Genomic DNA, 19,367 nt, shown 5'->3' with positions numbered 1-19,367 from the left:
TAAGACTTATCACTTTTCTGATCAATCTCAATGTAATGGTCCTTATTTCCAAATTTATATTTACGTGCTGACGAAAAATTGTAGACTAACATACTTGATTGAATTATCATACTATTTTGCTCCATTTAAATGATATAATTATAGTACGTACTTATAAATGATTTAAGTGCTTAGTAGCACTAGATTATATCGCAATTCTCTAATTAAAAATCCATTTTGTTCCGAAATGTAATATGCGCACGAAAAGCAAAATTATCTATAAGAAACCATTTGACAATATGGCTTTCAAAATTCTTCTGTTTCTGTGTCGTGCTCTGCCTCTTTAAGAGAATTTTATCTAAAATATAATTATTGCAATTTTCGATTAAAAATAACATTTTTTATTCTGGTAAATATATTATTGGACTCGAATTTGACGAAATGTTGATTATGTATACAAAAATAATTATTTCAATTTTTATTTTAGCTGATAGGAGTGATTCATGGTCGTTAGGATTGTCTAGCGTGTGACCGTGAATAATATTATGTCTTTCTTTTAAAAAATTATTTATGAAATCTTCCCATAGAGTTCTTTTCTTTTGGGTGTTCTCTTTGAGAGTTGGATTGTAAATACTTGTGTCAACTGTGTACGGGAAAGTCTGCGTGGACTTTTTACAGTACATTAAAAGTTTATTCCGCAGTTTCATGATTTTTGTTTTCTGGTCTTCAAAAACAATATCAAGATCAGAACCTTCTAGCGACCAAAAGAAATTTTTTATTCCAAATTTTTCTAAAATAGATTCAATTATTTGCGGCGTGGGATTTTTATTATCTACAAATAAAAATGGTCCATAATCTAACTTGCATGGATAATCTTTAAATGCCTCCCATAATCTTTGCCTGATAGTTTCAGAAGATTTGTCAGATTCACTTTGATGGATAAAATACGAGCAATAAGTCTTAAAAATTGGCCTTTTGATTTCATAAAATGTCGATCTGGAATTTAAATCGTCGATAATGTCCTTAGCAATATCTTTATACAGTCCTTCAAAATGACTAACTAGCATAACGTGGGCTGATCTACATAAAGATTGGTAAGTTTCTATATCAGATTGATACTGAACTGCTAATTTTATAAGTATCTCAACTTCATTAAACCGTTTTTCTATTTGTTCAAATCTTAAGCTTATATAAGTTTCGTTCATCTGAGAATTTCTTTGACTTTTTCTATTCTAAATTTAAGCTTAGTTATATCTAAATAACTTCCTGATATAGAATCATAAAAATCTCGGTCAAAAAACAGTTTTAAAAATTCCTGTTTTTTTGCACCAAACTCGAAAATTCCTTCATTAAAAATTAAATCATGACAAGTAGTCGCAAGTGCATCAAAAACTGCTACGTTATATTTGGACTGCAATTTTAGATTTTCATCATCATCTTTATATTTTGCAAACGCAGTATCTCCAAAATCACGATTAATTATAAAAAACGTTTTCTCAAATTTTGTTTTTAATGTTAGTAATTCACCGTCTTCTGCTTGTGAATATCTTTTCATGGTTGCTGAAAGAAAATCTGTAAAACCTTTATCTTTTGTTTTCTTGTAATTTTCGTAATTATTATCAATTAATGTAAAAAAACGCAAAACTATTTCTACATCTTCCATTTTTTTTACACGATTGTTCATTTCAGGAGTATCTATGTCGATCTGTAGAAGTTTTCTAAAATTAACATTTGAGCATAGGCTTTTACATAAATCATTAAATTTACCGCTATAAACAGCATTTCTTAATTCTTGTGCTTCAAGCTTAATGGATCCAGAATTTAGGCGTTCAAAAATATCATATTTTACTTGGGAATCGATTGTTGAATCGATTCTTAAACATTTTACACTTCTTTCCTCTAATCTTCTAATTAAAAATGGGGGTAAATCTTTATAGTAACAACCGTTAAGTTCGTCTAAGGTTTCAATACCAGTCAGAGCATACTTATTTTTTAAAAAATTATACATTGCTGTAAGTCTCTGTTGACCATCAATAACAGAATACCTGGATTCTTCAGTTTCTGAGTCTACATCTACATCCTGTGATATATAAACTATGGGTATTGGAATATTCAAGATAAGACTTTCAATTAGTCGTGAAGATGTTTTATCGTCCCACCTATGTCTTCTTTGATAATCAGGGTCTAGTTTCACAACACCTTTGTCGATCTTTTTAATCAAGGTCTCAATATCGTACTCAATACCTTGCGTTTTGACTGTCCGCTCTTTTGCTTTTTCCTGTAATGATGTAAGATTGTATTTTAAATTATCCATATGTAAAATATTAAAAACCAAAGATAGCTTATTTCACTAATTAAAAATCTTGAAATTAGACGTCGTGTTTACTTATAAATCTTTGTACTGCTACAAATGTGATTTAGTTGAATGTCAATTCAGATGGAAACAATTCAAAAACTTGGTTAAGTGTTTTTTTTTTGGATCTAAGAATTTTATTCTTAGATTTGTACATGCTTGTTGGCAAGCTTGCTCGTTCGTGCAAAGATTTTATCAGCCAATAGTTTAATAGTGCAAACCTTCCTGCATATTATCCAAACAAGATTACGAACGCTCAAATTCAGGATAATATTGCCGGTATTAAAAGGAATGTATTATGAAAACTATTGAGTACTTCAAACTCCAAGCAAAAAATCTTTACCGAGATTTTAAAACACAAAAGCCCTATTACGATCCCACTTATGGCCGCGACCTTTATCAGTATACGCCAAAGTATTTCGATGTAGATGCGCTAGCTCTCGATTTCGATATCGATGAAGGCAATTTCACCTTAATGAACGCTCAGCACTGCATTGCAAAGTTGGCGGGCTTTACAAAATGGACAGATATGCTAAAGGCATCTCCTTCGGCACTTCAATTGTCTAAACTACTATTCGAAAATATGCACAAAATCAGCATTATAGAATGGGATATATATCTTTCGGCAGAACAACGAGAGAAAGATTTTCTGTTCGATGACGAGGATAAACTGGATATTTTCCAAATTGTTTTTGCTGATGTAGACGGGCATCAAACTGATGGTTACGATTACCGTTTGAGCAAAAGCGAAAAATCTTCTGATAATAATCAAATATTTAAACCCATGAAAATTAAAAATAATTTGCAAATTTCTGCTTTACCACTGGCTGGAGCAGACAGGATTGAATTTCTCGAAACAGCTGAAGCATCTTTCGAAAGGGTAATGCAACGAGTTGAGCCTGATCATCCGGACTTAGTGAGGAACTTATGGAATGCGGAAAATTATATTGATGAAGTTTTACAACGGGATATGCTGCCTATTGATAAGGATTATGCACTTTCCCTGATTGATGCTTTTCTGGTTCAGCATGTTATTCAACTTGCAGTTGAAACGGACCAGCAGGCTGAATCACTGAATTAAAAAGTTTAGTCAATTAACGAAAATTAGTCGGGAATAATTAACTTTGCAATAGAATTACGATATTCTCTAGAATCAATAAGTAGGTTGTTTTTAAAACATCTAAAATAAATGTGGCAAAATCGTGGCAAACGGTTTTTGAAATTACTGAAAGTATAGTGTTGTTGCGGGTTTGTGACCTATGGTTCGAATCCTTCTGCGTTCACGTAGAAAGCCACTCATCAATTTGAGTGGCTTTTTTTGTTTATTTTAAGTGTTTTCAAAATCGATCAAAAAAATGTGGCAAAACCGTGGCAAAACGGTTTTTGAAATTACTGAAAGATAGAATTGATGCGGGTTTGTTGCCTATGGTTGCAATCCTTCTGGGATCACAACAAAAGCCACTCAATCGAGTGGCTTTTTTGTTTTTTGCATATTTTTCTAAAACTTAAAATCATTCCTTTTTATATTCTTCTTCTTTGGATATTTTAAGTTTATATTAAAAAAGCTCCAGGTTGTCCTTCGTTTTTATCATATTCACCTTCTAGGCCAATAGATTCCAATTCTTCCCAGTCATTTTCGTCGTATTCAGACTCCATATCATCTGCAAGATTTTCTTCCAAATAACCAAGTTCCAGGTTGTAATGGTTGCTGGCAGTCAATTCAGCCTCAAATGCGTTATCCAGATAATCATCATAATTTAATAACAACTGCTCTTCATAATATGTTATATCATCTATAGGTTCCTCAGATGAATAAAGATAATTTTCAGATTTCATATAAATTAGTTTAAAGTTAGTAGTTTGTCAGCAAACTATTTTTCAGTTAGACAGATTACGAAACTTCCTGTTCAGGGTTTTCAAAACTTGCAATTCCTGATTTTAAGACGTCTTTATATTTTGCAAGACCTATCCCTGCTATAGGCACAGCCAGTGATCCAATTATAGAGGCAGCATGCGTATGGCCTGTTTTATTTAAATAAGAAGATAAAATTATAGATCCAAGTGCGCCTGCAAGAATCAATTCTCCGGGAATATCTTTTATTTTGTTCTCTATAAGTTCTCTAATATCTTCGAGGTTTTCCTGATTAATTAAGTTTTCCATATGTTTTTATTTAAGTTTAATAACTTCATAAAATAAAATTACCTGTTTAGTAATAGATCATTTTATATAATAGGTCAGGTGTAATTATATAATTCACAGTACATTTAATTGTCAGAAATAAGAGTAATCAATTTTATTAGCTTTTTTTACGAGGTTAACAGTAAAGTATTTTTATTTTATTTTTATGTTGTTAAAATATACTTTTTAGTATATTTGTACTCTAATTTAGAAATTGCAATGCTAACAAAAGCAGAAAGAACAAAACAATTTATACTAGAAACTGCGGTGCCAATATATAATGAGAAAGGCATTGCAGGAGCGAATATTGATGATGTACTGGAAGCAACAAAGCTGACAAAAGGATGTCTTTATGGTCATTTTGATGGTAAAGATGATTTGTCGGAACAGGTTATTGATTTATCGCTTAAAATGGTTTCTGATAAAATCAGGGCAGAAGTTTATAAAGGAAAGACCATTAAAGCTAAAATATTTGCCTTTTTAGATTTCTATAAAAATCCTTTTGAAACTTATATTTCTGGGGGATGTCCGATATTTAATACTGCTGTACAAGTAGATGATAATTACCCGGTTATAAAGGAGAAAGTAGCAAAAGTAATTAAAATTGGTCAGCAGGAATTGACTGCTTTGCTTCAGTATGGAATTGATAATGACGAATTTTCAAAGGATCTTGATCCTGTAATTTTTGCCTTTAAATTAGTTGCTTCAGTTGAAGGAGGTATTGTAATGTGTAGAGTTATGGAAACAGCAAAACCAATGCAAGGTCTTATCAAAAGCTTAAAAATGGAATTAGAACAATATATAGTATAACTTTTTTTTATTACAAAATATACTTTTTAGTATATTTTGTAACATACTAAAAGTGTAAAAAATCTTCAGGTTATTCCTGTTGCTAATGCAAAACAATTTAAATAATTAGATTATGACTATTGAAGGAAAAACGATTTTAATTACCGGAGGTAGTTCTGGAATTGGTTTAGAATCTGCCAAACAATTTTTAGACGAAGGAGCTAGGGTAATTATCACAGGGAGAAATCTGGATAAATTAGAGGCGGCGAAAAAGTTACTTCCGTCAGTAATCATTATAAAAAGCGATGTTGAGAATCCTGATGATTCAAAAGTACTTTTTGATACAGTGGTTTCTTTAGGTGGAATAGATATTTTGTACAATAATGCAGGCGTTGGAAGTCCGGCGCTTAATCTCGGAATTAAAAATGAAGAAATTTTGAAGAATGCGATTTACGAAATGAATATCAATTATTTTGGAGTTTTAAGATTGAATAACCTTTTTATAGATATGTTGAAGTCAAGAGAAGAAAGTGCAATAATAAATACAACTTCAATTTTGAGTATTGTACCGGCTTTGGAAGAACCAACTTATTCGGCAACTAAAACGGCCTTGAGTTTTTATACCAGAACACTTAGAAAGAATTTGGAAATTTTAGGTAGTAAAGTAAAAGTATTTGAGTTGCTTCCTCCTGTTGTGGCAACAGAGATGACTGCCCAAAGAAAGGATAAGAAAATGACTCCGGAGCAGTTGGTAAAAGAGTTAATTACCGCTATTAAAAAGGATCGATATACCATTCGCGTAGGCGATACAAAACTGCTTTATATAGTGAGCAGGTTTTTTCCACAACTGGCTTTCAATTTGGTAAACCCTAAAAAAATATACCAAAGTCTGAAGTAATAAATAGAACTCTAAAATCGATAAAATGAAAGCATTTATAATTAATAAATATAGTAAAAAAGGAAGTTTGCAACTTACCGAAATGCCTGTTCCTGAAGTAAAAGATACTGATGTTCTGGTTGATGTTTACGCAGCCGGAGTCAATCTTTTAGATTCTAAAATAAAAACGGGCGAGTTTAAACTCATCCTGCCATACAAATTGCCATTAATTTTAGGGCACGATGTAGCAGGAATTGTTACGAAAGTTGGAAAAAATGTAAAAAAGTTTAAAGTTGGTGACGAAGTTTACGCTCGGCCGGCAGATCATCGTATTGGTACATTTGCCGAGTTTATTGTAATCGATGAAAGAGAGGTTGCGCTTAAACCTAAAAATATTTCGATGGAAGAGGCAGCTTCTATTCCATTAGTGGCTTTAACGGCTTGGCAGGTCTTGCTTGAAAGGGCACAAATTAAAAAAGGAGATAAAGTATTTATTCAGGCGGGTTCTGGAGGAGTGGGGACAATTGCAATTCAGTTAGCAAAATATTTTGGGGCTACAGTTGCTACTACTGCAAGTGCCAAAAGTTTTGATTTCCTAACAGAACTTGGAGCTGATGTTGTTATTGATTATAAAAATAGCGATTTCGAAAATAGACTGAGTAATTACGATGTTGTTTTGAATAGTCAGGATCAAAAAACGCTTGAGAAGTCTCTAAAAATATTAAAATCCGGAGGGAAACTCATTTCGATTTCAGGTCCTCCAACGCCAGATTTTGCAAAAGAAATTAAAGCACCCTGGTTTGTAAAAATAATTCTTTCTTTAATAAGTTCAGGTATTCGAAAAAGAGCCAAAAATAAAAATGTCGATTATTCTTTTTTATTTATGAGAGCAGATGGGCAGCAATTAAGCGAAATTACCTCACTTATAGAAGCAAAAATAATTAAGCCAACAGTTGATAAAGTCTTTTCCTTTCAAGAGACAAATGAAGCTTTATCTTATGTAGAAAGCGGGCGAGCCAAAGGAAAAGTTGTTATTAGAGTCAAATAAGAGTTTTTTAAAAGATTGATGATAAACTTCCAATTTGAAATGAGTATCTAATTTACAAATAGTTATAAATGAAATTTTGTAATTTCATTCATTGTGGCCCTATATGTAATTTAAAGGAAAATCAATTATGATTTAAATTTGGGAATGGGATTTAACTGATTTAGACCATAACCAAATGCTTGTTTTGAATTGGAATTGTTTATTATATTTAAAAATATTTTTTTATTTGAAATATAAGTGATTCTTTTTCAGTATGGTACTATTAATTGTCTTACATTTACGCTCAACAAATAATTATTAATATGCAAGAAGGTACAGTAAAATTCTTTAATGAAGAAAAAGGTTTTGGATTTATAACACCAAAAAATGGAGGAAGTGAAATCTTTGTTCATGTTTCTGGTCTATCAGAAAACATTCGTGAGAATGATGAAGTACGTTACGACGTAGCAGAAGGTAAAAAAGGACCTAATGCAGTAAATGTAGTTGTAGCTTAATACTACTTCTTTACAAAAAGTATAAAGCATCCGCCTATGGCCGATGCTTTTTTTTATTCCCAAAATTGATTTTATTTAGTTGGTCTGGAACTATAAATAAGGCTGCTTTGTTTTAAGAGAAAATAATCTATTAATAAATTTAACTCACTAATGATTGATTGAGACAAATCTCATTTTTATTGAGTCAATACCCTTCATTAAATTAATAGACATTTATAAAGTTTAAAAAATAACCCCAATTTAATCCTTATAAATGCATTTCAAATATCTATTCCTTTGTTTGATTTTCTTTTCTTTTCAATCCAATTCGCAAATTTTAGAAGAGAAGAAAAATTTTCGGGCTGCAGATTCACTACTAAAGGAACCTAGTTTTTCTGTTCATAAGGACAATTATTTTTTAACGGGAGTACCTTTGGATGAGCCTATCGATCGCAATTCTGCGGATGTGAAATACCAGATAAGTTTTAAACTGCGACTGAAATCAAAACCTTTGTGGGGTGGTTTTTTCCCTTATTTGATGTATACTCAAAAAGCCTTTTGGGATATTTATGCGAGTTCAAAACCATTTTCAGAAATTAATTTTAATCCGGGAGTAGCAGTAGTTCGCCCTTTTTATTTAAAAGGAGGGAGGCTTACTTACGGAACAATTTCGCTAGAACACGAATCAAACGGTAGAGATTCCATTTATTCTAGAACCTGGAATATGCTTGCTTTTTCTTTAAAATCGCAAATTTCACCACGATGGATTGTCGGGTTGAGAGGCTGGATTCCGATTGTGGATAAAGAAGATAATCCTGAACTTACGAAATATGTAGGATATGGAGAAGCTAGCGCAACTTATCAGATACAACCAGGAAGATGGAGTGCTGACATTCTTTTTAGAAAGGGAAGTGGTCTTATCAATTATGGCTCTTTACAGACACAGCTAAACTGGAGGCCTTATAAAAATGAGAATTATTATCTCACCCTTCAATGGTTTATAGGTTATACTGAAAGTTTAATCGACTATCAGGAACACAAAAATATGATACGTATTGGATTTACTATAAAGCCTGAAAATATGGGTATTTTTTAGAATAAATATTCGAATTTTACCCAATTAGATTCCAAAAAAGCCACTCCAATCGAGTGGCTTTTTATGATTGTTAAACAACGCTTTTTTAGTTACTTAATAAGATAGTTCGGTTTCTAATTTCTTTAATTGGACACTTTTTTCTCAATAGAATTTATAAAGAGTTGATGTTAAGATTACAAAATTTTAAAATTATATTTTTCCTATTAGATAATTTTGGTATAAAAAATTCAGTTCTTTGTAGTCATAACTTATTAAGTGAATCTTCAGCTATCAACTTAAAGGCAATATTATTCTGAGCATTGAGTTAAGACTAATGGTTATATTAGGATGGACAATAAAAAATTTATACTAAGTTTAAAAAAAGGTAATGAAGCTTCTTTCAAAGAAGCTTATTTGCAGTACTACGATAAACTTATAAATATTGCCAGACGCTTTAATTTTACGGTTCTTACCCCGCAAGATTTTGTTCAGGAGACTTTTTTGAGATTATATAATAAAAGAGAATTGCTTAATGAAGATGTTTTGTTTGATAAACAATTATTCACGATCTGTAAGAACATCATCATTAATCATGTTAATCGCGAGAATAAAATAATACAACTTGATTCTTCGCAAGTTGAAATGGTCGAAGAAACTGTAGAAACTGGTGTTTTTGAAGAAAGAAGAGAAAAATTACACAGCTTTATAAATCAGCTTCCTGAGCAACAGCAAAAAATATTTACTTTACATAAACTGGAAAACCTTAGCTATAAGGAGATTGCGGCTATGACGGATCTTTCTGAAAAGACCATTGCCAATCATATTTATCTTGCCAGTAAATTTATTCGAAAAAAAATCGAAGACCATTAGGAACTTTTTTGTTTTCGTTTGTTATATATAAAAACGAAACATAAATATGCGTATTGAGTCTTATAAAACTGACGTTAGAACGAAAGAAGATGCAAACTTTATTGTAATTCTTTTGCAGTTCGTTATTTCTGATTGTAAAATGAAATTTGATTTAGAAGATCACAATCATATTTTAAAAATTGAAACCAGCAGAGATATTAAGGAATTAGTTTATGGTGTTTTCAATAAGCAGGGTTTTTATTGTCAAAAACTTAACACTCCAAAAAAATGGATGACAAAAGAATAGAAGAAGAATTGAAAAAAGTTTGGGGAGAAATTCCTGTTTCACATTCTGATGATACAAAGGAAGCTTCCTGGGAGAAATTTCAATCTGAAGCATTTCCTTCAAAAAAACGAAAATTTAAGGCTTGGCGTTATTATGCTTCTGCCGCTGCAATTTTAATTTGTGGACTTATAGGAACAGGAATTTATTTTAAGAGCAGTCCTTTGCAGGATACTATTTATGTGGCTTCAAATGTTGTTGAAAATACTACTTCAAAAGTAAAAACTGTTTTGTTACCTGATAATTCCAGGGTTGAATTAAGTCCGTATTCTAAAATTGTTTATGCGAATAATTTTGAAAGTAACAGAAAAATTAAGGTGGATGGAGAGGCTTACTTTAAAGTTCAAAAAGATAAAAAACATCCTTTTCAGGTTTTCTGTAATGAGACGACGACAACAGTACTAGGAACTTCTTTTACTGTAACAGGACAAGAAAAAAGTGGTGTAATAGTACAGCTTTATGAAGGAAGTGTTCAGATGAATGTAAAAGACCAGACTCAAAAATGGATCTTAAAACCTGGAGAAAAATTTACTTACGGAAACAAAATAGCTTCGGTAATAGGATTCAACAGATTTACTGATTTTGATAACGAAAAACTAACAGCTGTTAGCGCATATATTGAAGCTAATTATGGATACAAAATGATAATTCCGCAGGAATATAGCAATCAGCGAATTACGGTTAGAATCAATAAAAAAGAAGATTTAAAAACAATTGTGCAATTACTATCAGAAATGTATAACCTAAACTTTGAAATAAATGATGAATTAAAGCAAATTACTTTTCGATAGAAAAGAAAAGGATGCAAGCCGCGAAACTACACATCCTCCTCATAATCAGGGTAGCAAAGAGCTATCCCATTTAATATTATTCAAAAATACAAAATTTCATGAAGCATATAATTTCAGCGTGCTTTTTTTTATTCAGTTGGTCAGTATTTTCACAAAGCATAACCGTAACTGTAGACAAAACCGTAACGCTAAAAGAATTATTTAAACAAATTGAAAATCAGACAGATTATAAATTTGCCTTTACCGATCAGATAGATACAAGTAGAAAATATTTTACTAAAAAAAAGACGTATAACGGTATCGAAATAAAACAGTTTGTCAATGAGCTGAATAGTATTACACCAATTCAGTTTTCGATCGTAGGCAATAATATTTTTGTCAAGCAAAAGCCCATAAATGCTGCTAAAAAAACAAGTAAGCTAACGGGTCAGGTTCTTGATGAAAGCAGGCAACCTGTTATTGGTGCTAATGTTTTCATTAAAGAACTTTCGACTGGGGCTACAACAGATGCAAATGGAAAATTTTCATTAGAACTTGATAATGGAAACTATACTGTTTTAATTACTTATGTGGGTTTTAAAAATAAGGAAAAACAAATTACGGTTTCTGGTGATGTACGAACTGATTTTAACATTGAAGCGGACAGTCAGCAATTAGATCAGGTTATTATAACAACCTCTAAAGCGGTTGATGTAAGAAATACTCAAATGAGTGTTAATAAGCTGACTATGGAAGAAATCAAAAAGATTCCGTCTGCAATGGGTGAACCGGATCCTTTAAAATCAATACTGACATTGCCAGGAGTTACAAATGCCGGAGAACTTTCTTCTGGTTTTAATGTCCGCGGAGGTGCAGCTGATCAGAATTTACTTCTTTTAGATGGTGCTCCTGTTTATGGAGACTCTCACATGTTTGGGTTTTTCTCGATTTTTAACGCAGATGTAGTCAGCGGACTGGATTTATATAAAGGTGGAATTCCGTCTAAATTTGGGGGAAGAGTTTCTTCTGTACTAGATGTAACGCAGCAGATTGGTGATTTTGAAAATTACAAAGTAAATGGTGGGATTGGTTTAATATCAAGCCGTTTATTGGTACAGGGGCCTATTCAGAAAGATAAAGGCTCTTTTCTTGTGGCAGGGAGGACTTCCTATGCGCATCTATTTTTGAAATTGGCAGATAATAATAATTCGGCTATGTTTTATGACATTAATGCTAAATTAAATTATCGGCTGAATGCTAATAACACACTTGCTTTTTCAGGATATTTTGGGAATGACGTTTTCGATATAAATGATCGTTTTGGGAGTACCTACGGAAATACAATGGGAATCGTAAGCTGGAAACATAAATTTTCAGACAATATAAACACGAATTTAGCTGTTTTCTACAGTGATTATAAATTTAATCTTGACATTACTACAGAGAATTTTGAGTGGAATAATGTTATAAAAAGTTACGGACTTACTTATAAATGGAATCATTCATTATCTGAAAAGCTGAAGCTTAATTACGGAATTGATGGCCAGTATTATGATTTTAATCCGGGTACTGTTAAGCCTACGAGTTCAGATTCGCAGTTTAATTACAAACAGTTCAATAAAAAATATGCTTTAGAATCTTCTGCTTATCTTGATTTCGAACATCAAATTACAGAGAAACTGAATCTTCGCTATGGAATTCGTTATAGCATGTTTTATCGTTTAGGAGGTGAGGAAATTAGTACTTACGAAAATGGACAGTCGGTAGTCTATAATCCGTTGTATAATATTTATGAAAAAGGTACTCCCACAGGAAGTATCTCATACAAAAGCGGAGAAACGATAAGTAAATTTAATAATTTAGAACCTCGTGCTGCATTGTCATATGCTTTTAATGCTAATACTTCAGTAAAAGCAAGCTACAACAGGATGGCACAATATATTCATATATTATCCAATACGCAGTCTCCACTACCAATGAGTATCTGGACACCAAGCGGACCTTTTACAAAACCGCAGCTGCTGGATCAATATGCAGCAGGGTATTTTAAGAATTTTAAAGATGATACTTATTCTTTTGAAGGAGAGTTGTTCTATAAGAATATTCAAAATCGTATTGATTACATAGATGGAGCTGATATATTGGCCAATAATAATATAGAGCAGGTTATTTTAAACGGTAAAGCCAGATCATATGGTATGGAATTATTATTTAGAAAAAATACGGGTAATTTTACAGGATGGGTTTCTTATACCCTGTCAAGGGCAGAGCAAAAAACTCCTGGCAGAACAGCTGAAGAACCTGGAATAGCAAATGGAGACTGGTATTTGTCCGGATATGATAAAATGCACAATTTGAATATTGTAGGAAGTTATCAATACAATCCGAAATGGTCTTTTAATGCCAATTTTACTTTGCAGTCTGGCCAGCCAGTAACGTATGCAAATGGTTATTATGAATTTGGAGGAATCAATATCCCTAATTTTTCGCTTAGAAATGAAAATCGGCTGCCACTTTACCATCATTTAGATCTGGCCGCAACTTACACACCTAAACCGGATAAAAAGAAAGGCTGGCAAAGCTATTGGGTGTTTAGTATTTATAATATCTACAACAGAAAAAATGCTGCTTCGATGACATTTGCGACAAATGAAGATACAGGAGCGAATGAGACCAGAAGACTATCTATTTTTGGGATAGTTCCTGGTATATCTTATAATTTTAAATTTTAATGACTATGCAAAGGATTGAAAAATATAATTTTAGAAATAAAGTATTGACTTTATTGAGTTTATTTTCTGTGCTGTTTTTTTCATCTTGTGAAGATACAGTGACTCTTGATTTGGAAACTGGTGAAACAAAAATAGTTGTAGACGCAGAAATTATCTGGCAAAAAGGGACAACCGGAAATGAACAAACCATTAAGATTAGTAAAACCGCACCCTATTATAATAATACTACACCAAAAGTTTCTGGTGCTCAGGTAAGAATTGAAAATACAAATGGTGATGTTTTTACTTTTAACGAAACGCAGCCAGGTTCTTATGTGTGTACTAATTTTGTTCCCGTTATCAATATGGATTATACACTTTATGTAACTGCAGAAGGACAAAGCTTCACCGCTGTAGAAAAATTGACTTCGGTAACACCTATTGATAAAATAGAGCAGGCGATTGTTCCTGATTTTGATGGAAAAGATGTGATCGAACTTACATTTTATTACAAAGATCCAGCTAATGAAACGAACTACTACCTTACGGATTACCAAAGTGAATTTCTGCTTTTTCCAGAATATGAACTTACAGATGATGAATTATTTAATGGAAATGAAATTAGTACACGATACTCAGACTCAGACAAAATGAAAGCGGGAAATACGGTTAACATTACACACCGTGGTGTTTCTAAAAACTTTTATAATTATATGAACTTAATTTTAGAAGTATATGGAGGAAGTCCTTTTTCGATTCCCCCAGGAAATATTAGAGGTAATATTGTCAATACAAGTGATTCTAATAATTTTGCTTTTGGTTATTTCAGACTTTGCGAAGCAGATAAAGTCAGTTATTTAGTAAAATAAGAAACGGCATTTTAAATTAAAGCTAAAAACCATTCAATCGAGTGGTTTTTTTGTTTTATATTGTTTTGATATTGGAATTATTTTATTCTTTTAATTAATAGTAACCTTTTCTTATACTGCGATTTAACTTTTTTTTATTAAATTTGATGTAAGAATTTCTAGCCATTAATCATTATGGAAAAATTAAATCGCCCGGTTTATGTAAAACCTGGTACTGATGATTTTTTTAAAAAGATTCGAAAGGAAGTAAATGAAACGGTTTTAAAAAAAACATCCCTGTATCGGTTTAATGTAATTAAGTCTTTAGGACTAGTAGTACTTTTCTTTTTGTTTTATTCCTGTATTTTGCTTTTCGGAAACAGCACACCTTTATTATTTCTCTTTTATATTTTGTGCGGTATTACTATGATCGTACTTTTTATAAATGCATTTCATGATGCTGCGCATGGCGCATTGTTTAAAAAACCTAAGCATAACGAATGGTTTATGTATGTGCTGGAACTTTTTGGTGGCAATCACTGGCTCTGGACACGTCGCCACATCAATCTGCATCATGCGTTTCCAAATGTTCCTGATTGGGATGTTGATATCAAACAAAGTGATATTATCCGGATTTTCCCTAATAGTCCGCTGTTTAATTATCACAAATATCAGCATTTTTACATGTGGCTTATTTATCCCTTGTACAGTTTGAATTGGATTTATATCAGAGATTTTAAAGATTTTTTTGGGAAGAAAGATAACTATGTAAAAAAAGTAGTGGATAAAATTCCAACCATAGAAATCTATAAAATGTTTGCTGCTAAAATAATTAATTTAGTGTATGTGCTTTTTGTTCCAATGTTATTACTGAATCAGCCCTGGTATATGGTCTTATATGCGTGGCTGGCAATGCACATGTGTGGTAGTGCCCTGGGCGTAGTCGCGCTCGTATCGACGCATGTTGATGAAGACGCACATTTTCCGGGTACAGATGAAGAGGGGAATCTTTCGGCAACATGGGCTATGCATCAAATGATCGTGACTAAAGATTTTAGTACGGATAGTAAATTGGCTAATTTCTTATACGGCGGCTTCACACATCATGTGGCACATCATCTTTTTCCAAACGTTGGTCATACATATTATCCATATATTACGCCTATCATAAAACGATATGCTGAAGAGTATGATCTTCCGTACACTTCCTATCCTTTTTATCATGCCGTACGTTCCCATTTCAGAATGCTGAAACAGAAAGGTGTGCAGGAGAATATTTTGATGACTGGGGAGATATAAGAGTTTTTTTATAAAAGTTTTAATTAAATCCATTCGTGCCAGAGTGGATTTTTTTGTTTTGAAGTACCCTTCCTTAAAGTTCATTTCAATTTTTTTAACATAACAAAAAAATATTTGATTGTAAATTAAGATCTTTTTTGTCAATTCTCGTATTTCAGTCGTTTTTTGTAAGAATGTGCAATTCGTCGGATTATTTTGATTTTAATCGATTTTATTCCGCTAGTTATTTGAATATTAATACATATATTCGCAAAAAATTTTGTGGATGAAAGTAATATTACACTTATTAATATTTGGTTGCTTTTTTAACGTTGCTCTTTATGGGCAGAATGAAACAAACATAACCTACGGTTTAAAGTTGGGTGGATTGTCTTCTAAAATTAGTAATTTGCCTGAAAGCATAAAAGGCCGCGACAACACTTTTGACAACAGTGTAATGGAAAGCAAAGGCGCTTATGGCTTAGAAGGCGGATTTTTCATGAACTGCAAACTTTACGATACCCGTGTTGCCATTCAACCTGAAATTTTGTTCAGACAAGCCGGAGAAACCGTTAACTATCATGATACTACAGGAAAAGAATTTGAGTTAGGTCTGCACTATGCTTATCTGCAGCTTGGGGCTTTGTATAAAGTTTATCCTTACGAAGGCTTAAATTTAGGCTTTGGTGCATTTTACGGAATCAGCTTATCGGCCAATAATGTTACTTATGAGTCTAATGAGGCAGGAGGTATGTACGATGTTGCCACCAGACAATTTTATAAAGATGGTCTTGACGGCGCAGACGATTTTTCTTTGTGCTTTGCAGTTGGTTATGAATTACACCAAAGTATTCACTTCGATTTGCGCTATTATTTAGGCGTAAAAGATGTGGTCAAAAGTAATTCTTCTTCGTTTCAGTTTATCGAAAATCAAAACAAAAGCAGTGTCATTTGTTTTTCGTTAGGCTATAGTTTTCATCAATGGTAATTTCAATAAAAAACATGAAAAAAATTATTTTACTTCTTTTACTAGTAAGTACAAAATCACTATTTGCGCAAGGGGACAGAGAGATAACGTACGGCCTTTTTGCAGGTGGAATTTATTCGTCAATGTCTAATCTTCCAGATGTGATAGTTCCAAAAGGAATTTATGAAGGTTATACATTAGAAGAAGAGGGCAAGTTTGGGGGCACGGCAGGTCTGGTCATCAATTGGAAATATCCGTATGCCAAAGTCAGTGTTCAGACCGAGCTTTCCTATTCCGGCCAAGGTACTGATTTGAATTATGAAGATAACGAAGGGCTTAAATATAAAATGACCTTTGGTTATAGTTATATCAATGTTGGAGCCCAGTTTAAATATTATCCTGTTGAAGGATTTTACATTGGGGCTGGGCCTTATGTAGGTTTCAACATTGCGAGCGATAATATCAAATATACCTCTAATGCACAGGAAGTTTTTGGAAACTCAGGTGCTTATTTTGAACCGGACGCCAATGTGCAAAAAGTGCTCAAAGAGTCGTTGACGGGGAAAAATTATTTTTATGGGATGTTAGCCTTAGGATATGAATTTAATTCCAATTTAAACATTGGTGCAAGATATACTTTGGGGCTTACGGATGCTTTGGCTACGGAGGAAAATGGACACCGTTACAGCGAAAATAAAAATAAAATCAATAGTATTTCATTGATTATCGGCTACTCTTTTGACTTTGATGACTTAGCCAATTTCTAATCGTTGCTTATCCTTTAAAACATAGAAATTATGTGTAAAAAGATTATTTTGATTTCAGCTGTTGTGACTTTGTTGACAAACAATCCCATTTTTTCACAGCAAAAAGTTTTACCCGGTTTAGTTGAAGAACCGCTATACTGGATTAAATCCAGAAATAGTGGTGACGCTTATTATTGGCAAAGTCTAACAAAAAAAGAAGCTAAAATATCAGGTAAAAAGCACGATGGAAGTGCTTTCAATTTTAATCCAAGTATTGTTTTTGACACTTCACAGGATTCTCTGACTTTGCCTTTGGGAGTTGAGAGTAAAAGAAAACAAACGTTATTTATGGTTTACAAAGTCAAAGATAGTTTGAAAGAGCAATTTTTATGGACTATAAACGACCCTCAAAAAACACTTGCCGTTGGAACCAATAAACGTTTGGTGGATTTAAAAAGATATTCCTATCAATCGTATCAGGAAAAAATTAAACCTCATAAAGCTAACATTCATTTTTTTCAGCAAAACGTAACAGATAGTCTTGCAAAGTTATCATCATTAACGATTGGGCAAAAATCAAAATTTGAAAAACTTCCGCCAGAAGAATTTAAAGGAAATATCAGCGAAATTCTGGTTTATAACCGGGTTTTATCAGGCCTTGAAACGCAAAAAGTAGCCAGTTATTTAGCGATCAAATATGGCGTTTCGCTTTCGCAGTTTGATATCAAAAACTACTTAAACAGTCAGGGACAAACCATCTGGGATATCAACCAGCATAAAGGATTTGAAAATTCGATTACCGGAATTGGCCGTGATGATGCCAGCGGATTATTACAACCCAAAAGCAGTAATATGGCCGAAGAAGGACTTTTGACCATTGGTCTTAAAAGTAAATCAAATACGATTCCGGATAATTTCTTTGCATTTTGGAGCGACAATGGAAAAAATCTTCTGGTCAAAAAACAGGAACAGGGTGAGCCAGTTGGAGTTTCAAGAGAATGGCAGTTAGACTTTAGCAATCCAACGGATCTAAGTCTGGACTGGAGTTTTAATCCAAATTTTATTAAAAGTGCATTACCGAAAGATACCTACTACTGGTTGTTGGTAGATTATTCCGGCAAGGGAACATACGATGAAAAAGATTCAGAATACATTCGTTTGGCAAGCACATCTAGTAAAGAAAAATTGGTTTTGACAGATTTTAATTGGGACAAGCAAAAATCTGGTAAGACGAAATTCACGATCAAAGTGGCACCTGCAATGTTTAGCAGAGTCTGGATTACGGAGGCCACTTGTGGAGTAGCCGGATCTGGTGAGTTAAATTATACTATCGAAGGTGGTGAAGCTCCCTTTACTGTTACGGTCAAAAAAGAAGGAAGTGAGGCTATTGTAAAGCAATGGAATCAGGCTGCAAAAAGCACTTCGGGACTGAAACTTACATCAGGAACTTATGATTATGTCGTAAGGGATGCAAAAGGAAATTTATATGCTGAAACTGTGTTTGTGGCAGATAAACAAGGAACATTTCCAAACCTAAAATCAGATTATCTCTTAACGAACGGAAACGCTTTAACACTTGACGCGAGTGCTGGTCTACCGACAGGAAATTACGAATACCAATGGTATTATGAAGGTAATTTTATAGATAATACCCCTAAAATATTAATTGATCAGCCGGGTACTTATGAATTAAGATTACTGAACGACCTGCAATGTAAAACCGCTACCCAGTTTGCAGTAACAACAGATGGAAAAGAGATTACGGATTCGAGCATTCTGATTTTGTATCCCAATCCAACAGTTGACGGCCATTTTTCTGTGGCGATGCAATTTCCAACAAAGACAAATGCAACAATCAGTATCTATTCGCCAACCGGAGCCCTTATACAACAAAAACAATTCACACAAATAGAAACGTATTTGCATGATGAGGTTATAAAAAGCGCCGCCGGTCTGTATCTGGTTACTGTAAAATCTGATTTTGGAAGCAAGACTTTTAAAGTTATTGTGAAGTAATTTAAACTGTTTTCAGAATAAATTACACGAATTGGATCTTGAAATAATTAAAAAAAAATAAACGAT

At 32.9% G+C, this 19,367-nt stretch carries 19 protein-coding genes; 15 read left to right on the top strand and 4 right to left on the bottom strand.

Translation table 11 applies throughout. The features are described 5' to 3' along the window. Nucleotides 1-380 precede the first annotated feature (380 nt). Together BUA98_RS10475 and BUA98_RS10470 are read right to left on the bottom strand one after the other, a co-directional pair. Nucleotides 381-1,184 (bottom strand): HEPN domain-containing protein, encoded by an 804-nt coding sequence (locus BUA98_RS10475; RefSeq protein WP_072972165.1) that lies wholly within the window; start codon nt 1,182-1,184, stop codon nt 381-383. After that, nucleotides 1,181-2,293 (bottom strand): DUF262 domain-containing protein, encoded by a 1,113-nt coding sequence (locus tag BUA98_RS10470; protein WP_072972162.1) that lies wholly within the window; start codon nt 2,291-2,293, stop codon nt 1,181-1,183. Before BUA98_RS10470 ends, BUA98_RS10475 begins: the two co-directional genes overlap by 4 nt. Before the next feature lie 337 nt (nt 2,294-2,630). Here BUA98_RS10470 and BUA98_RS10465 point away from each other — a divergent pair, with 337 nt between their 5' ends. Beyond that, entirely contained in the window at nt 2,631-3,413 is a 783-nt protein-coding gene (locus BUA98_RS10465) for a hypothetical protein (protein ID WP_072972159.1), read from the top strand. A gap of 470 nt (nt 3,414-3,883) precedes the next feature. Here BUA98_RS10465 and BUA98_RS10460 read toward each other — a convergent pair whose 3' ends face one another. Both BUA98_RS10460 and BUA98_RS10455 read right to left on the bottom strand, forming a co-directional pair. After that, a complete protein-coding gene (locus tag BUA98_RS10460; RefSeq protein ID WP_072972157.1) occupies nt 3,884-4,168 on the bottom strand; it encodes a hypothetical protein in 285 nt (94 codons plus the stop codon). 55 nt (nt 4,169-4,223) lie between these two features. After that, nucleotides 4,224-4,493 carry a hypothetical protein gene (locus tag BUA98_RS10455; protein WP_072972154.1) on the bottom strand — a complete coding sequence of 90 codons (270 nt, stop codon included), beginning with the start codon at nt 4,491-4,493 and terminating at the stop codon, nt 4,224-4,226. Between the two features lie 237 nt (nt 4,494-4,730). Here BUA98_RS10455 and BUA98_RS10450 point away from each other — a divergent pair, with 237 nt between their 5' ends. The 14 genes from BUA98_RS10450 (at nt 4,731) to BUA98_RS10385 (ending at nt 19,301) form a co-directional block, all read left to right on the top strand. Continuing rightward, nucleotides 4,731-5,321, top strand: a complete 591-nt coding sequence (locus BUA98_RS10450; protein ID WP_072972152.1) for a TetR/AcrR family transcriptional regulator — start codon at nt 4,731-4,733, stop codon at nt 5,319-5,321. 112 nt (nt 5,322-5,433) lie between these two features. Then, a complete protein-coding gene (locus BUA98_RS10445; protein WP_072972149.1) occupies nt 5,434-6,198 on the top strand; it encodes an SDR family oxidoreductase in 765 nt (254 codons plus the stop codon). A 25-nt stretch (nt 6,199-6,223) separates the two neighbouring features. Then, nucleotides 6,224-7,225, top strand: coding sequence for an NADP-dependent oxidoreductase (locus BUA98_RS10440; RefSeq protein WP_072972146.1), 1,002 nt, complete (start codon nt 6,224-6,226; stop codon nt 7,223-7,225). Nucleotides 7,226-7,527: 302 nt separating this feature from the next. Next, nucleotides 7,528-7,719, top strand: a complete 192-nt coding sequence (locus BUA98_RS10435; protein ID WP_056194237.1) for a cold-shock protein — start codon at nt 7,528-7,530, stop codon at nt 7,717-7,719. Nucleotides 7,720-7,972: 253 nt separating this feature from the next. Then, a complete protein-coding gene (locus BUA98_RS10430; protein ID WP_072972142.1) occupies nt 7,973-8,794 on the top strand; it encodes a phospholipase A in 822 nt (273 codons plus the stop codon). A 327-nt stretch (nt 8,795-9,121) separates the two neighbouring features. Continuing rightward, nucleotides 9,122-9,643, top strand: a complete 522-nt coding sequence (locus tag BUA98_RS10425; protein ID WP_072972139.1) for an RNA polymerase sigma factor — start codon at nt 9,122-9,124, stop codon at nt 9,641-9,643. Between the two features lie 46 nt (nt 9,644-9,689). Beyond that, nucleotides 9,690-9,929, top strand: coding sequence for a hypothetical protein (locus tag BUA98_RS10420; RefSeq protein WP_072972137.1), 240 nt, complete (start codon nt 9,690-9,692; stop codon nt 9,927-9,929). Then, nucleotides 9,911-10,756, top strand: a complete 846-nt coding sequence (locus BUA98_RS10415) for a FecR family protein (protein ID WP_072972134.1) — start codon at nt 9,911-9,913, stop codon at nt 10,754-10,756. The genes BUA98_RS10420 and BUA98_RS10415 overlap by 19 nt, the downstream gene beginning before the upstream one ends. Before the next feature lie 98 nt (nt 10,757-10,854). Continuing rightward, nucleotides 10,855-13,467: a TonB-dependent receptor gene (locus tag BUA98_RS10410; protein WP_072972131.1), complete on the top strand. Its 2,613-nt coding sequence runs from the start codon at nt 10,855-10,857 to the stop codon at nt 13,465-13,467. 5 nt (nt 13,468-13,472) lie between these two features. Continuing rightward, nucleotides 13,473-14,315, top strand: a complete 843-nt coding sequence (locus BUA98_RS10405; RefSeq protein WP_072973267.1) for a DUF4249 domain-containing protein — start codon at nt 13,473-13,475, stop codon at nt 14,313-14,315. A gap of 174 nt (nt 14,316-14,489) precedes the next feature. Further along, nucleotides 14,490-15,593: a fatty acid desaturase family protein gene (locus BUA98_RS10400; protein ID WP_072972129.1), complete on the top strand. Its 1,104-nt coding sequence runs from the start codon at nt 14,490-14,492 to the stop codon at nt 15,591-15,593. A gap of 265 nt (nt 15,594-15,858) precedes the next feature. Continuing rightward, entirely contained in the window at nt 15,859-16,560 is a 702-nt protein-coding gene (locus tag BUA98_RS10395; protein WP_072972126.1) for an outer membrane beta-barrel protein, read from the top strand. Nucleotides 16,561-16,574: 14 nt separating this feature from the next. Beyond that, the gene (locus BUA98_RS10390) at nt 16,575-17,306 is read left to right on the top strand and encodes an outer membrane beta-barrel protein (protein ID WP_072973265.1); all 732 of its coding nucleotides are present in this window, start codon (nt 16,575-16,577) and stop codon (nt 17,304-17,306) included. A 30-nt stretch (nt 17,307-17,336) separates the two neighbouring features. Continuing rightward, a complete protein-coding gene (locus BUA98_RS10385; protein WP_072972123.1) occupies nt 17,337-19,301 on the top strand; it encodes a T9SS type A sorting domain-containing protein in 1,965 nt (654 codons plus the stop codon). The last annotated feature ends 66 nt before the right edge of the window (nt 19,302-19,367 follow it).

It is taken from the genome of Flavobacterium saccharophilum (genome assembly GCF_900142735.1).
GTDB classification, from domain to species: domain Bacteria; phylum Bacteroidota; class Bacteroidia; order Flavobacteriales; family Flavobacteriaceae; genus Flavobacterium; species Flavobacterium saccharophilum.
This window is presented reverse-complemented; position numbering and strand designations above follow the sequence as displayed.